General features: G+C 63.6%; 13 protein-coding genes. 6 read left to right on the forward strand and 7 right to left on the reverse strand.

What is annotated here, in order from left to right; translation table 11 throughout:
• The first annotated feature begins 236 nt into the window (after window positions 1-236).
• On the forward strand, window positions 237-1,286 hold the full coding sequence (locus tag Q3C01_RS16540) for a hydroxyacid dehydrogenase (protein WP_458146379.1): 1,050 nt from the start codon (window positions 237-239) through the stop codon (window positions 1,284-1,286).
• A gap of 123 nt (window positions 1,287-1,409) precedes the next feature.
• Window positions 1,410-1,622: a hypothetical protein gene (locus Q3C01_RS16545; RefSeq protein WP_458146380.1), complete on the forward strand. Its 213-nt coding sequence runs from the start codon at window positions 1,410-1,412 to the stop codon at window positions 1,620-1,622.
• An 18-nt stretch (window positions 1,623-1,640) separates the two neighbouring features.
• On the opposite strand, the gene Q3C01_RS16550 is transcribed toward Q3C01_RS16545, so the two are convergent.
• The 4 genes from Q3C01_RS16550 to Q3C01_RS16565 all read right to left on the reverse strand — a co-directional run bounded on the left by Q3C01_RS16550 (window position 1,641) and on the right by Q3C01_RS16565 (window position 5,971).
• Complete coding sequence (locus Q3C01_RS16550) at window positions 1,641-2,219, reverse strand: GNAT family N-acetyltransferase (protein ID WP_458146381.1); 579 nt, start codon at window positions 2,217-2,219, stop codon at window positions 1,641-1,643.
• Between the two features lie 6 nt (window positions 2,220-2,225).
• Window positions 2,226-4,583 carry an Orn/Lys/Arg family decarboxylase gene (locus Q3C01_RS16555; protein ID WP_458146382.1) on the reverse strand — a complete coding sequence of 786 codons (2,358 nt, stop codon included), beginning with the start codon at window positions 4,581-4,583 and terminating at the stop codon, window positions 2,226-2,228.
• A gap of 214 nt (window positions 4,584-4,797) precedes the next feature.
• A complete protein-coding gene (locus tag Q3C01_RS16560; RefSeq protein ID WP_458146383.1) occupies window positions 4,798-5,133 on the reverse strand; it encodes a GYD domain-containing protein in 336 nt (111 codons plus the stop codon).
• 358 nt (window positions 5,134-5,491) lie between these two features.
• Entirely contained in the window at window positions 5,492-5,971 is a 480-nt protein-coding gene (locus Q3C01_RS16565; protein ID WP_458146384.1) for an Lrp/AsnC family transcriptional regulator, read from the reverse strand.
• A 144-nt stretch (window positions 5,972-6,115) separates the two neighbouring features.
• Between Q3C01_RS16565 and ald the strand changes: the two genes are divergently transcribed.
• Window positions 6,116-7,231, forward strand: a complete 1,116-nt coding sequence (gene ald, locus Q3C01_RS16570) for an alanine dehydrogenase (protein ID WP_458146385.1) — start codon at window positions 6,116-6,118, stop codon at window positions 7,229-7,231.
• Window positions 7,232-7,476: 245 nt separating this feature from the next.
• Entirely contained in the window at window positions 7,477-7,791 is a 315-nt protein-coding gene (locus Q3C01_RS16575) for a hypothetical protein (RefSeq protein ID WP_458146386.1), read from the forward strand.
• Here Q3C01_RS16575 and Q3C01_RS16580 read toward each other — a convergent pair.
• A complete protein-coding gene (locus tag Q3C01_RS16580) occupies window positions 7,781-9,625 on the reverse strand; it encodes a flavin-containing monooxygenase (protein WP_458146387.1) in 1,845 nt (614 codons plus the stop codon). The two genes, Q3C01_RS16575 and Q3C01_RS16580, sit on opposite strands and share 11 nt — an antisense overlap.
• On the opposite strand from Q3C01_RS16580, the gene Q3C01_RS16585 reads away from it, so the two are divergent.
• Both Q3C01_RS16585 and Q3C01_RS16590 read left to right on the forward strand, forming a co-directional pair.
• Window positions 9,618-10,070: a hypothetical protein gene (locus Q3C01_RS16585; protein WP_458146388.1), complete on the forward strand. Its 453-nt coding sequence runs from the start codon at window positions 9,618-9,620 to the stop codon at window positions 10,068-10,070. The genes Q3C01_RS16580 and Q3C01_RS16585 overlap by 8 nt on opposite strands.
• A 175-nt stretch (window positions 10,071-10,245) precedes the next feature.
• Window positions 10,246-11,304, forward strand: coding sequence for a YeiH family protein (locus Q3C01_RS16590; protein WP_458146389.1), 1,059 nt, complete (start codon window positions 10,246-10,248; stop codon window positions 11,302-11,304).
• A 48-nt stretch (window positions 11,305-11,352) separates the two neighbouring features.
• Here the strand turns inward: Q3C01_RS16590 and Q3C01_RS16595 are convergent, their stop codons facing one another.
• Window positions 11,353-12,225, reverse strand: a complete 873-nt coding sequence (locus tag Q3C01_RS16595) for an ABC transporter ATP-binding protein (RefSeq protein ID WP_458146390.1) — start codon at window positions 12,223-12,225, stop codon at window positions 11,353-11,355.
• Complete coding sequence (locus tag Q3C01_RS16600; RefSeq protein WP_458146391.1) at window positions 12,222-13,097, reverse strand: ABC transporter permease; 876 nt, start codon at window positions 13,095-13,097, stop codon at window positions 12,222-12,224. Before Q3C01_RS16600 ends, Q3C01_RS16595 begins: the two co-directional genes overlap by 4 nt.
• Between the last annotated feature and the right edge of the window lie 19 nt (window positions 13,098-13,116).

The raw sequence follows: 13,116 nt of genomic DNA on the forward strand, positions 1-13,116 counted from the left end.
ATCTTTCTTGATCTGTGCGCGGTGCCGCTTCGCGGGCGGTTTCAGCCCGAACTTGACGCCGCGGGCGGGATTGTCAACATGTCCGGGTTGCCACGGTGGTCTGCGCTCCGCGCGCTGCCGTGGCTGGCGCTACCATGCCATAAGCAACCATAATGAGAGCAATGGGAGGAAAGCAGGGAAGCGGCGCATGCTGCGCGGGTCCTGCCTGGCCTTCCCGAGAGGTCGGAAGCACTTCGATGTCCGTCAACACCAAGCGCGTATTCTACGTCAAATATCTCGCACATCCAATCTATGTCGACATCCTGAAGGCACGGAGCGACGTCCGGCTCGATCGCATCGAGAATGAAAGCCCCGAAGAATTCTACGCACCGATCCTGGAGGCCGCGCACGTCTATCAGATCGGCGCTGCGCGCGACGAGCTCGCCTCGCATTTCCACGTCCAGGCCGAACTGTTGAAGCGCGCGCCGAATCTGCTGATCGTCTCGTCCAATGGCGCAGGCTTCGATCCGGTCGATGTCGAGGCCTGCGCGGCGGCGGGCGTGCTCGTCGTCAACCAATCCGGCGGCAATGCCCATTCGGTCGCCGAGCATGCGCTCGCGATGATGCTCACGCTGTCGAAGCGCATCATCCAGTCGGACCGCCGTCTGCGGCGCGAGCGCGACGTCAACCGCAACGATCTCATCGGCAATGAGGTTGGGGGCAAGACAATCGGCATCGTCGGGCTCGGCAATGTCGGCCGTCGCATAGCCGCGCTCTGCAACACCCTGCTGGGCATGAAAGTGCTGGCTTACGATCCGTACCTTTCGGCAGACGTGATGGCCGGGCGGGGCGGGGAGAAGGTCGAGCTCGACGAGCTCCTGCGCCAGTCCGACTTCGTCTCGATCTCCTGTCCGCTCACCAAGGAGAGCCGCGGCATGATCGGCGTGCGCGAATTTTCGCTGATGCAGCCGCACGCCTATTTCATCACCACCGCGCGCGGCTTCGTCCACGACGAGGACGCGCTGCTCCAGACCCTTCGCGACGGGCGCATCGCCGGCGCCGGCCTCGACGTCTGGTCCAAGGAGCCGCCACCGCCGGAGCATCCGCTCCTTCAGTTCGACAACGTGTTGGCGAGCCCGCACACTGCGGGCGTGACCCGTGAGGCCCGCGAGAACATGGGGCGCATTGCCGCCGAGCAGGTCCTGGATGCGCTCGACGGCAGGCGGCCGCCGCGCATCATCAACCCCGAGGTCTGGCCCCATTACGCCGAGCGCTTCCGGAAGACGTTCGGGATCACGCCAGGATAGGGCGGGGCGACTTACGGATCGGATGGGGCCTGGAGACGACGATCAGTTTGATCCCGCTCAAAATCTCCTTCCCTCCGCGGAGCTAAAAGCGATTAGAGTGCTGCCGGGGCAGCAGGAGGTCCCATGTCACGCTATGTCGTCAGGTTCATGAAGGACGTGCTCGGTGAGTACGGCCGGCAGAGTGAGGTCTGCCAGGGAACCCTGGAAATCGACGCTTCCTGTGAAAGCGAGGCGACCGAGCAGGCCAAGCTGAGATTCTGCAAGGACCAGGCGTTGCATCACTGGTCCCTGCATGCGGATCGTATCCATGTGAAGGCGGCCGATTTTCCGTCCTGAGGCGGAGGTTCGGCGCGTTTAGCGGCTGATGATAGACGCAGGCGGCGCCGCGGTCGCGCCGGCGCCGAGTGATCGCTGGACCATGACGGTATCGGACCAGCGGCCATAGCGGTAGGCGACCCCGCACAACAACCCGACCCGCGCAAAGCCAAATTTTTCGTGCAGCGCCAGCGAAGGCGCATTGTCGGCGTCGATATAGCCGATCATCTGGCGGAAGCCGGCTGCCGCGCAGGCGTCGACCAACTCCTGTAGCAGCAGGCGTCCGACACCACGGCCGAGGTGGTCGTGATGCACGTAGATCGAATGCTTGGCGGTGTAGCGATAGGCCGGACGCTTGCGAAACAGCACGGCATAGGCATAGCCGATCACCTCGCCGCGCCAGGTCGCCACCAGATGAGGCAGGCGCGTATGCCTCAGGTTCTTGCGCCGGTCACGCAGATCGTCGGGCTCGGGCGCTCCGGTGCCCTCGACGTCCCTCGCCACGCCATGGCGGACGTGATGGCGGTAGATCGCCAGCATCGCCTCGACGTCGCTGTCGCGTGAGGGCCGGACCAGGATCGGATCGTCATCCTCGCGCATCAGACCTGTTCCGTTCATCGATCGCTACTCGGCCACCACGTAGGTGTAGAGCCCGATCCGGCCAGCGGCGTCGACCTCCTTGTAGACGCCCTGGATCTCGACGTCGAAGCCCGGAAACGTGTTGAAGCAGGTCTCGAACATCTTGAGATAATCGATCATGGGCTTCGCGCGTTCCGTGAGCCGCTCGCCGGGAACGATGGTGGCGATGCCGGGCGGATAGACCACGAAAGGCGTGGTCGCTATCCGGCCGGTGATGGCCTCGATCGGCAGATAGTCGACGTCGTTGCGGATCAGGCAGCGTGCGGCGTCGCGTGGCGATAGCGCGATCTCGGGCAGATGCTCGGGCAGGAACTGCCGCGCCTGGAGCGCACTGACGTCGGCCTTGCGAAAGAAGCGGTGCATCTCCGCGCAGAGGTCGCGCAGGCGCACGCCTGCATAGCGCGCCTGCCGGCGCTGATAGAATTCGGGGATGGCATCCGCCAGCAGCGCATTGTCGTCGTGTAGCTTCTTGAACGCGACGAGCCCCGAGATCAGCGTGCCGGCCTTGCTCGCCTCGACCCCCGGCGTGAGGAGGAAGAGCAGGGAGTTGAGGTCGTTCTTCTCGGCAACGATACGGTTCTCGCGCAAGTACTGCGCAACGACGGGGGCGGGGATGCCGTGCTCTGCATAGGTGCCGGTGGCGCGGTCGAAGCCGGGCGTGAGCAGCGTCAGCTTGTTCGGGTCGGTCATGGCAAAGCCTTCGGTCACATCGGGGAAGCCATGCCAGTTGCTGTCGGGACCGAGCTGCCAAAGCGCGGGATTGGTCGCAAGCTCGTCGGTCGAGAGCGTTTCCCAGGCGACGTTATGCGCCGCGCCCGGCCGGCTCACGTCGGCGATGGCGACGCGGTCGGGAACGAACGGCTCGAAGAACCAGCGCCGCTCGACGTTCTGCTCCTTTTCCTCGAACTCGCGGCGCATGGCCCGGATCTTCTTGCGCAGTTCGATGCCGAGGCGGATCGTGTCGTCCCACAGCACTTCGCCCGAGCGCCCCTTCATCATCTGCGCGCCGACGTCGAGGGAAGCAAACAACGGATAGAACGGCGAGGTCGAGGCGTGCTGCATGAAGCTCTCGTTGAAGCGGCGGTGCTCGACGCGCCGCTTCTGGCCGCGGATGTGACGATCCCTGATGTGGATCTGGGATGCCTGCGAGAAGCTCGCAAGCTGCTTGTGGGTCGACTGCGTCGCGATGATGCCGGGTGCGTCCGGTGTCAGCCCCGACAAGCCCATGGCGAAGCGCCCGGCATAGAGCGGGTGGAATTTCATGAAGCCGGCCCAGGCTTCGTCGAACAGGATGTAGTCGCAGAGGTGGCCGATGCGCTTCAAAATCATCTCGGCACTGTGAATCGTCCCGTCGTAGGTGCACTGTTCGACGACCGCGACGCGGAACGGACGCTCCTTGCGCCAGGCGTCGCGATCGCTGACCAGCGGATGGTTGCGGATCGCCTCGCGTAACGCCTTCTCGTCGAGCGCCTCCCAGCGCATCGGGCCGATCAGGCCCCAGGCATTGCGGATGGTCGGCACATAAACAGGGATACCGCCATTGATCATCAGCGCGCCGTGATGGGCAGCCTTGTGGTTGTTCCGATCGAACAGCACCAGGTCGCCGTCGGTGACGAGCGCGCCGAGCGCGACCTTGTTGGAGGTCGAGGTGCCGTTGAGTACGAAATAGGTCTTTTCCGCGCCGAAGATTTGGGCTGCTTCCTTCTGCGCTTTGAGTGCCGGTCCTTCGTGGGTCAGGAGATCGCCGAGATCGAGCACGGAATTGTCGAGGTCGTCGCGGAATACGGACTCGCCGAGATGCTCGACGAAGACCCGGCCGATCGGGCTGCGGCTATAGAACATGCCGCCATTGTGGCCCGGGCAGGTCCAGAGTTGGTTGCCTTCCTCGGCATAGTCGACCAGCGCGCCGAAGAACGGCGTTTTCAGCGTCTCGGCATATTGCTTGAGCCGGCTGATCAGATTTTTTGCGATGAAGGGCGGCGTCTCCTCAGAGAGGAAGACATAGCCGTCGATGAAATCGAGCACCTCGACTGGGAGATCTTCGAACCGCTTGCGCCGGATCAGCAGGATGATCGGGAAGTCCAGGCCGCGGCGCCGCATGAGGTTGATCAGGGCGGCGGTCTTGCCCTCCAGCCCCTTCTTGCCCCAGTCGACCACCATGCAGCCGATGGCGGCGTCCGTCTGCACCGCGATCTCGGCGTCCTCCAGCTTGCGGGCCCTCACGACCTCGAAGCCGGAGCGCTGGATCTCCTCGATGATCTGGTTGAAGCGGATGCCCTCGAGATCGTCGGCATCGAACACCGGGGCGGCGAACAGAAAGTTGAAGCGCTTGAAATAGTCCATGGTGGGTCCCGAATCTGCGAGGCCAACAGGTCTCGGCACATTCGATGACAATTAGATGACAGGGGCGTTTGGATGACAGGGACCTGGTGCGGACGACGTGATGCTCCCCGTCTTTCATTCAAAGGGAGGCGGGCCGGGCCGCGTCGACACGTGAACGCGCCGCCGCTCGCAACGGTAGAGCGGCGGCGGCATCGCATCTGGAGCGGTTCAGATTCTAGCTGCCCGGAGGGCTATAGGAGGAGCGCAGCTTGGCTGCGTTCTGCCGCACCTGCTTGATCTCGTCCTGCGTGAACAGTCGAGTGAGCTTTACGTTCTGCAGGGTGCCGGCGGTGACGGTCAGGCCGGATATGGCCGGAGCCGCACTCGGATCGGGTACATCGAATATAACCAGAACGCCGGGACCGTCGGCCGCAACGCTGTACATCGAGATCAGCTTTCCGCCGGCTGCTTCGATGAGTTTACTCGCCGCCTCCTGGCGATTGGTCGCGGGGTTTTCCAAAATGGCGTTGAGAGCGCGTGGCGTATATTGTCCGGTGAGGCAAAAATGCATGGGATGTCCTCCTTCCGAGGTTATGGAAACAATTATTCATGCCGTTTCGAGCTAGTCGTCACAGCCGCAGTATCTGAGATGATGAAAGTTGCGATGCCCGCCGTAGGCACAAAGGCCGCAAGTAATTGCCGTGATTTCGGCACATCCCGGTAGCGGCTCTCCCGCACGTTACATCAGCTACCAAGGGGTCGAAAGAGGATTCGCGCGATTGCGCGATGTGGCGCACAAGCCGAATTGCCGCGCCCTCGTCGCAGTTTTCGTTGGTGCCGCGCAAGGAGGTATCGCGGTCCTGCATGCATGCAGCCCGCAGCGCCTTGAGATCATTCGAAACAAGGAGGCGAGGAGCCAGAGGCCCGCGCTAGCGTCTCATCTCGCCGAACACCACTGTCGGCACGGCGCGGTTGACGACTTCGCGCAGCGCGAAGCTCGATTGCACCCGGGCGACACGAGGCAGGCGCGACAGCTCGGTGCGGTGGATGCGCTCGAAATCCTGGATGTCGCGCGCGAGCACGATCAGGATGTAGTCGTCGGTGCCCGACATCAAGAAGCAGCGCACGACGGAGGGGCATTTCACGACCTCGGCCTCGAAGGCCTTCAGCGCCTCCTCGCTCTGGCTCTCCAGCGCGATCCGTACCAACACCGTCGTGGTGAGCCCGAATTGCCCGAGATCGAGCGCGGCCTGATAGCTGTGGATATAGCCGTCATCCTCCAGCGCCTTCTGCCGCCGCGCCAGCGCCGTACTCGACAGGCCGACCTTGTTGGCGAGCTCGGTGTGACTGGCTCGCGCATTGGTGGTGAGTTCCGCGAGGATGGCGAGATCTTTTCGGTCAAGGGCCAAGGTTTCGTTTCCAGCGTGGAAGGGCCAATCGGCGCCGGAAACCGGCGTCCGGGAGCCGAAACTAGCTGATATTTGCACGAAACCAAACCGCGGCGGCCGCTAACATGGAGAGAAGAATCAAGACGTTACGGCAAGGAGCTCGCCATGCGCGTTGGTGTTCCCAAGGAAATCAAGGTGCAGGAATATCGCGTCGGGCTCACCCCGGGCGCCGTTCGCGAATATGTCGCAGCCGGGCATGAGGTCTGGGTCGAGACCGGCGCAGGCGAGGGCATCGGCGCCTCCGACGAAATCTACCGCAAGGCGGGCGCTGCGGTTGCCGGCAGCGCGCGAGAGATCTTTGCCAAGTCAGAGATGATCGTGAAGGTGAAAGAACCGCAGCAGAGCGAGTGGACGCAGCTTTGCGAGAATCAGATCCTCTTCACTTATCTTCACCTCGCGCCGGATCCCGCGCAGACCAAGGGGCTGCTCGCCTCCGGCTGCACCGCCATTGCTTATGAGACGGTCACTGACGCGGGCGGCCACCTCCCTCTGCTCGCGCCTATGAGCGAAGTCGCCGGCCGTCTCGCGATCGAGGCGGCCGGCGCCGCACTCAAGCGTTCGGCAGGCGGACGCGGCGTGTTGCTTGGCGGCGTCCCCGGCGTGCAGCCGGCGCGGGTCGTCGTGCTCGGCGGCGGGGTCGTCGGAACCCAGGCGGCACGCATGGCGGCGGGGCTCGGTGCAGAGGTCACCGTCATCGATCGTTCCATCCCGCGCCTGCGCGAGCTGGACGACGTGTTTCTGGGGCGCGTACGCACGCGCTTCTCCACGATCGAGTCCGTCGAGGACGAGGTGTTTTCTGCCGATGTCGTGATCGGCGCGGTGCTGGTGCCCGGTGCGAGCGCTCCGAAACTTGTAACGCGCGCGATGCTCAAGTCGATGCGGCCCGGCGCCGTGCTGGTCGATGTTGCGATCGACCAGGGCGGCTGTTTCGAGACCTCGCGCCCGACGACCCATGCCGAGCCGACCTACGAGGTCGACGGCGTCGTGCACTACTGTGTTGCGAACATGCCAGGCGCAGTGCCGGTGACATCGAGCCAGGCGCTGAACAATGCCACGCTGCCGTTCGGCCTGACGCTCGCGGCCAAGGGCTTTGCCGCCGTGCTCGAGAATCCGCATTTGCGCAACGGCCTCAACGTCTATCGCGGCCGCATCACCAACAAGGCGGTGGCGGAGAGTCTCGGTCTGCCGTTCTCGCCAGTCGAGGGCAGCCTTGCGGCATGAACGGTGCCGTCGCATCGGGTTTGATGATCGCGCACCGGGTGGATACGCGTACTGCGTTGTCGCTCCATAGTTGTAGATCTCTAAATGTGCCCGTTTCGCATCTCGCGCAAAAGTTCCGCGCGGCGCGAAAAACAGGGATCACGCTTCAGTTCACGTCGTCTCTAAATTTCCTCGAAATGGTCACATCGGGGTTAGGTTGCTGGCATTGATAGAAACGATCCGAATCTTCGTACGGAACGGTCCGAATGCTTGGCGTTCTCATCCTTGTCCTGGTCGCCGCGATCTCGTTTGCAGCGGGCTATGTCACGCGCGATCGCATTTCGCGACAGCGCCGCGCCAGGTATCTGAAATGGGAACCCTACATCCGATCGGGCAAACCACCGGCACAGCCGCCGGCGTTTCTGGTTCGCACGCCGAAGGCTCAGGCGCCACGCATCCGTGCGGTCGATAGCGCCGGTTCGGCGCCGTCTCTTGCGCAACCTTCGGTCTCGCAAGCGCCCGTCGCGCAGCCGCCGGCCGACGCCGGGCGCCGCCAGGTTCACACCTTCGTCAGGCGGTAGTCGCTGAGAACACCCGTCCGCAAGCGTTGCGGTAGTAGGTGGTCATGCCCGGATGGGTCCAGATCATCGCCTCGTGCTCGGTGTCGACCTTCCGGATGTAATCGTCGTGCACATCCTGGCGGACGTCGATGGCGGCGACACCGTTCTGCATCATCTCGACGAGACAAGCCGAGATGTAGCGGCTCTGGCATTCCGACTGGAAGATCACGCTGCCGCCATGCGCCGGGCCGGAGTTCGGGCCGAGCATGCAGAAGAAGTTCGGGAAGCCCGGGACGGTGAGGCCGAGAAACGCGGTTGGATTGTCACCCGCCCAGGCGTCGCGGAGATTCTTGCCGTCGCGGCCGGTGATATCGAGGCGCGCCGCCATCTCGGTGACCTTGAAGCCGGTCGCGACCACGATGATGTCGGCCGCGCGGTTCTGGCCGTCGGATGTCACGATGCCATCGCAATCGACATGATCGATCGCCCCGGTGACCAGATCTACATTGCCGCGCGTCAGCGTCTTGAACCAGCCGTTGTCGAGCAGGATGCGCTTGCCGTAAGGCGGGTAGGTCGGCACGCATTTGGCGATCAGGTCAGGGCGGTCCTTCAGCTCGGAGAGGATGAAGTCCGTCAACTCCTGGCGATGCCGGTCATTGCCCTTGTTGACCGCGCGTTCCGGATGCGGCCAGGCTGGATCCTTGCGCAGGAACGGCAACAGGCCGTCGCCATAGCGCCAGAACATGTTGAAGCGGTACCACTGCACATAGAGCGGCAGATGCGCGAGCAGCCAGCGCGCACCCGCGGTAATTGGATCGGAATAGCCCTTCACCGGCCGCGCCCATTGCGCGGAGCGCTGGTAGACGGTGACGGAAGCAACGCGAGGTGCGATCGACGGTACGAGTTGCATCGCGGTCGCGCCGGTGCCGATCACGGCGATATGCTTGCCATCGATCTTGATGTCATCCGACCACAGCGCCGAATGGAGGATCTGGCCCTTGAAATCCTCCTCGCCTTTGAAGCGGGCGCGCGAGGGATCGTTGAGCTGGCCTATCGCGCTGACGAGTGCCGTGGACTCGAACATTTCTTCGCCGCGGCTCGTTCTCAGCGTCGAGACCCAGCGGCGCTTGCTCTCATCCCATCGCGACGAGGTCAGCTGCGTGTTCAGCCGCAGATGCTTGCGCAGGCCAAATTCGTCCGCGACCTTCTTGAGGTAATCGAGCAACTCCTCGCGCTGGCAAAAATAACGCGTCCATTCGTTGCGCGCGCCGAAGGAGTAGGAATAGGAATGGTTCGGCGTGTCGACGCCGCAGCCGGGATAGCGGTTGATCCACCAGGTGCCGCCGAGCTCGGCGTTTTTCTCGACGATAGTGTAGGGGATGCCGAGATGACCGAGCGCCACGCCAAGCGCAATGGCGCAGACGCCGGCGCCGACGATCAGCACATGCTGCCGCGCCAATTGCGCGTCGGACGGACGTCTGCTCCAGCGCGCCTCGCGCGGCACAAAGCCCATCTCCTCGCGCATCAGCGGCGCATATTCCGGCGCGACATTCTCGCCGAGGCAGGCACGCATCATCTTCAGAAGCAGCTCCTCGCCGGGATCGGTGATCACAGGTGTTGGATGGCCATGGGCAAAAAGTTCGACCACGGCGGCGCGGATTTCGTCCTGCACGTCTCTTGGCACGCCGGCCTCGGGATCCGGGATGAGGCGGATATCGCGCTTCGGCAAATAGGGCGGGGCGAGCCAGCGCTCGTCGCCGGTCATGTGAACGAGCACCATCAGGAGGCAGCGGATGTCGCCCTCGGCGATCACCGAGGCGAGGTCGGGCTGCTGGCGCGGCAATTCGATGTTCATAGATGGTCTCAAGTCCGGCGAAAGCGGCTGGCGCGATCGTCGCACTTTACCGCCGACCCGCGCAGGGGGCTTGGGCCCAGACGCCACCGAAGAAGAAAGCCATCGTCGTAGTCTGCCGCAGCGGAAGAAATTTCCCGCGCGGCGCCAAAAAAAGCCAATCAGTTCCATTGCCGAGAGAGACGGAAACGACGACATTCCATTCAGAATTCAGTGGATTGGCTTCGCGATGGAACGCGCAAATTTCGAGCCTTTTGGCGAGCGACTGGCCCCGGGAAGGGATGACCGGCCGCAGTCGCGCGCCTCTAAATATCTGCTGTGGACCGGCACCGGTCTGTTCTGGTCGCTGGTCGGGGCCATCGTGCTCGCCCGGGCTGCCTTCTTCGAGCCCGGCGTTTTCGACGGCTTTAGCCGCGTCGCCTCCCTCGCGAAGGGCCTGATCTTCTAGGCCATCGAGGAGTCGCTGCTTTTTGCCTACAATGTGATCCAGCGCCGGCCTTTGGGCGGAGGCGCAGAGGAGAATTGTCTTTAAGGACATTACTTGCTTCCGTCGGCCAGAATAGAAAATATATTGCCCTCTTGCGCCCTCTCGCGCATAAAATCTTCTCCTTCGGGAGATTTGAGTGGCCCAGAACGAAGCATCCTCTTCAGCCGGCGCAAGACCGGTGACCACCGCCGGCCGGATTGTGGCGCTGATTCCAGGCGTTCTCCTCTGCATCGGCATTGCCGGCATCTCAGCTGTTCTTGAAGCCACGGAACGGCACGCCCTCGCACATCCCTATGTGGAGGCGCTGGTGATGGCGATCCTGCTCGGCATGGCCGTGCGCAGTTTCTGGAAACCATCCGAGCGCTGGCAGGCCGGCGTCGCCTTCAGCGCCAAGCAGCTCCTCGAAGTCGCAGTGATGCTGCTCGGGGCCTCCATCAGCTTTGCCGCAATCGCCGCGTCCGGCGTGACGCTCCTCGCTTCGATCGCCGCCGTGGTCGTGGTCGCGCTCTGCGTCTCGTTTGGCTTAAGCCGCATGCTCGGCCTGTCCACACGGCTGTCGATCCTGATCGCCTGCGGCAATTCCATCTGCGGCAACTCGGCGATTGCCGCCGTGGCGCCGATCATCGGCGCCAACAATGAGGAGATCGCGTCCTCGATCTCCTTCACCGCGATACTCGGCGTGATGATGGTGCTGGGCCTGCCGCTGCTGATCCCACTCCTGCAACTGACGGCTACGCAATATGGCATTCTCGCCGGGTTGACCGTCTACGCCGTGCCGCAGGTTCTCGCGGCGACCGTGCCGGCCGGGCTGGTCAGCACGCAGATCGGAACGCTCGTGAAGCTGATGCGCGTGCTGATGCTGGGGCCGGTCGTCGTCGGCCTCTCGCTCATTGCCTCGCGTCGGCAGGGCGGGGCGAAGAAGACCAGCGTCGGGTTCTTCCGGCTCGTGCCCTGGTTCATCCTCGGCTTCCTCGCGCTCGCCACGCTCCGTTCGCTCGAGATCGTTCCCTCAACGGTGGTCGGTCCGGTGACGAAGATCACCACATTCCTCACCATCGTCTCCATGGCCGCACTTGGCCTTGGCGTCGACGTGCGCGTGCTCGCCAATGTCGGGGGACGGGTGACGGCCGCGGTGACGCTGTCGCTGATGCTGTTGCTCGGGATCAGCATCGGCCTGGTGCACTGGTTCAAGTGAGGGACGAAGGCTCGCGCACACCTCTTCCCGCAAGCAGGATGCGGTGAACTACAACACGTCCGCCAGCGAATGGCCACGCAGCTCGATGTTCAATCCTTGCATGCCCAAATCGTTGATCTCGCCGCCCATCGCCTTCAGGCTCTCCTCGCGGATCAGGGACATCAGGCCGCGGCGCAGCGCCAGGAATTCCGAGGACATCATCATCGATTGCTGCCGCGGCCGCTCCAGCGGAATCGGGATCTCCGCCTTGATCGAGCCGGGCCGCGCGGTCATGCAGTAGACGCGGTCGGAGAGGAAGATCGCCTCGTCGATGTCGTGGGTGACGAACAGCACCGAGATCTTCAGCCGCTGCCACATGTTGGTGAGGATCTGCTGCATGATCACGCGGGTCTGCGCGTCGAGCGCGCCGAACGGTTCATCCAGCAGCAGCACCTTCGGCCCCGTCGCGAGCGCACGCACGATGCCGACCCGCTGCTTCATGCCGCCGGAGAGCTTTTCCGGATAATGCTTCTCGAAGGCTTCGAGGCCCGCGAGCCCCAGCAGCGTGCGCGCTGCGCGCTCGCGCTGCGAGCGCGGCATGCCACGCATCTTCAGGCCGAACTCGACGTTCTCGCGCACCGTCTTCCAGGGAAACAGCGAATATTGCTGGAACACCATGCCGCGATCGGCGCTCGGTCCGCTCACGCGTTCGCCGTCGACCGTGATGGTGCCGGTGGTGGGTTTGAGAAACCCGGCCACCGCATTCAGGAAGGTCGACTTGCCGCAACCGGAGGGCCCGACGATCGAGACGAACTCGCCCGGTTTGACGTGGATATGCGTATTGGTGACGGCCTCGACCGATCCGTCGATGGTCTCGTAGCTCAGCGAAAAATTCTTGACCTCGATATGCCCCTGCGGGGTGGCGGTCGCGATCTCGCTCATTTCGCCCTCCATGGCATCACCAGTTGTCCGGCGCCTCGGATCAAGAGGCTCGATCCGAGGCCGAGCACGCCGATCGCGATCATGCCGAGCGCGATGTCGGCGTATTGGACCAGCGAATAGGCCTCCCAGGTGAAGTAGCCGATGCCGTATTGTCCGGAGATCATCTCGGCCGCGATCAGCGACACCCAGGCAACCCCCATGCCGATGGTGAGGCCGGTGAAGATGTGCGGGAGCGAGGCCGGAAAATACACCTCGCGGAAGATCGAGCGCTCGCGAGCCCCCAGGCATTGCGCGGCGCGCACCAGCACGGGATCGACCAGCGACATGCCGTGTAGCGTGTTGACCAGGATCGGGAAGAACGAGCCGAGGAAGGTGATGAAGACAATGCTCTGCTCGTTGGTCGGCCACAGCATGATCGCCATCGGCACCCAGGCGATCGCCGGGATCGGCCGCAGCACTTCCGCAACCGGGAACACCACCTCATGGACCAGCTTGAAGCGGCCCATGATCAGCCCGAGCGGCACGCCGACGATGGCCGCCAGCGAGAAGCCGAACAAGATGCGCCGGCAGCTCAAGAGGATATGCAGCAGAAATTTGGGATCGTGGATCGCCTTGGTGAAGCTCGCATAGACCGCCAGCGGCGAGGGCACGTTGGTGAAGCGCACGAAGAACACGACGCGGTAGGTCGTAAGCAGATGCCAGACGAGCAGGAAGGCCGCGAGCGAGACGACGCCGATGGCGGTCGCACGCAACCTGTTTTGGTTGAGCCGGTACCAGCGCCCTGCCAAGGCGCCGAATGACGGCGGAGCGGGGGTCGGCACCGTGACGGGCGCAGGGTCAGCTTCGGTGACGGCGGCTGCAGCTGCCGGCATTGCGGCCTCTTGATGGCGC

The organism is Bradyrhizobium sp. UFLA05-109 (assembly GCF_054185165.1).

Bases quoted from the DNA above. Each gene is read 5' to 3' on its own strand.
- Q3C01_RS16545 (WP_458146380.1), top strand. From the start codon at position 1,410: ATGTCACGCTATGTCGTCAGGTTCATGAAGGACGTGCTCGGTGAGTAC.
- Q3C01_RS16550 (WP_458146381.1), bottom strand. From the start codon at position 2,219: ATGAACGGAACAGGTCTGATGCGCGAGGATGACGATCCGATCCTGGTC.
- Q3C01_RS16555 (WP_458146382.1), bottom strand. From the start codon at position 4,583: ATGGACTATTTCAAGCGCTTCAACTTTCTGTTCGCCGCCCCGGTGTTC.
- ald (WP_458146385.1), top strand. From the start codon at position 6,116: ATGCGCGTTGGTGTTCCCAAGGAAATCAAGGTGCAGGAATATCGCGTC.
- Q3C01_RS16595 (WP_458146390.1), bottom strand. From the start codon at position 12,225: ATGAGCGAGATCGCGACCGCCACCCCGCAGGGGCATATCGAGGTCAAG.
- Q3C01_RS16540 (WP_458146379.1), top strand. From the start codon at position 237: ATGTCCGTCAACACCAAGCGCGTATTCTACGTCAAATATCTCGCACAT.
- Q3C01_RS16600 (WP_458146391.1), bottom strand. From the start codon at position 13,097: ATGCCGGCAGCTGCAGCCGCCGTCACCGAAGCTGACCCTGCGCCCGTC.
- Q3C01_RS16585 (WP_458146388.1), top strand. From the start codon at position 9,618: ATGTTCATAGATGGTCTCAAGTCCGGCGAAAGCGGCTGGCGCGATCGT.
- Q3C01_RS16580 (WP_458146387.1), bottom strand. From the start codon at position 9,625: ATGAACATCGAATTGCCGCGCCAGCAGCCCGACCTCGCCTCGGTGATC.
- Q3C01_RS16575 (WP_458146386.1), top strand. From the start codon at position 7,477: ATGCTTGGCGTTCTCATCCTTGTCCTGGTCGCCGCGATCTCGTTTGCA.
- Q3C01_RS16560 (WP_458146383.1), bottom strand. From the start codon at position 5,133: ATGCATTTTTGCCTCACCGGACAATATACGCCACGCGCTCTCAACGCC.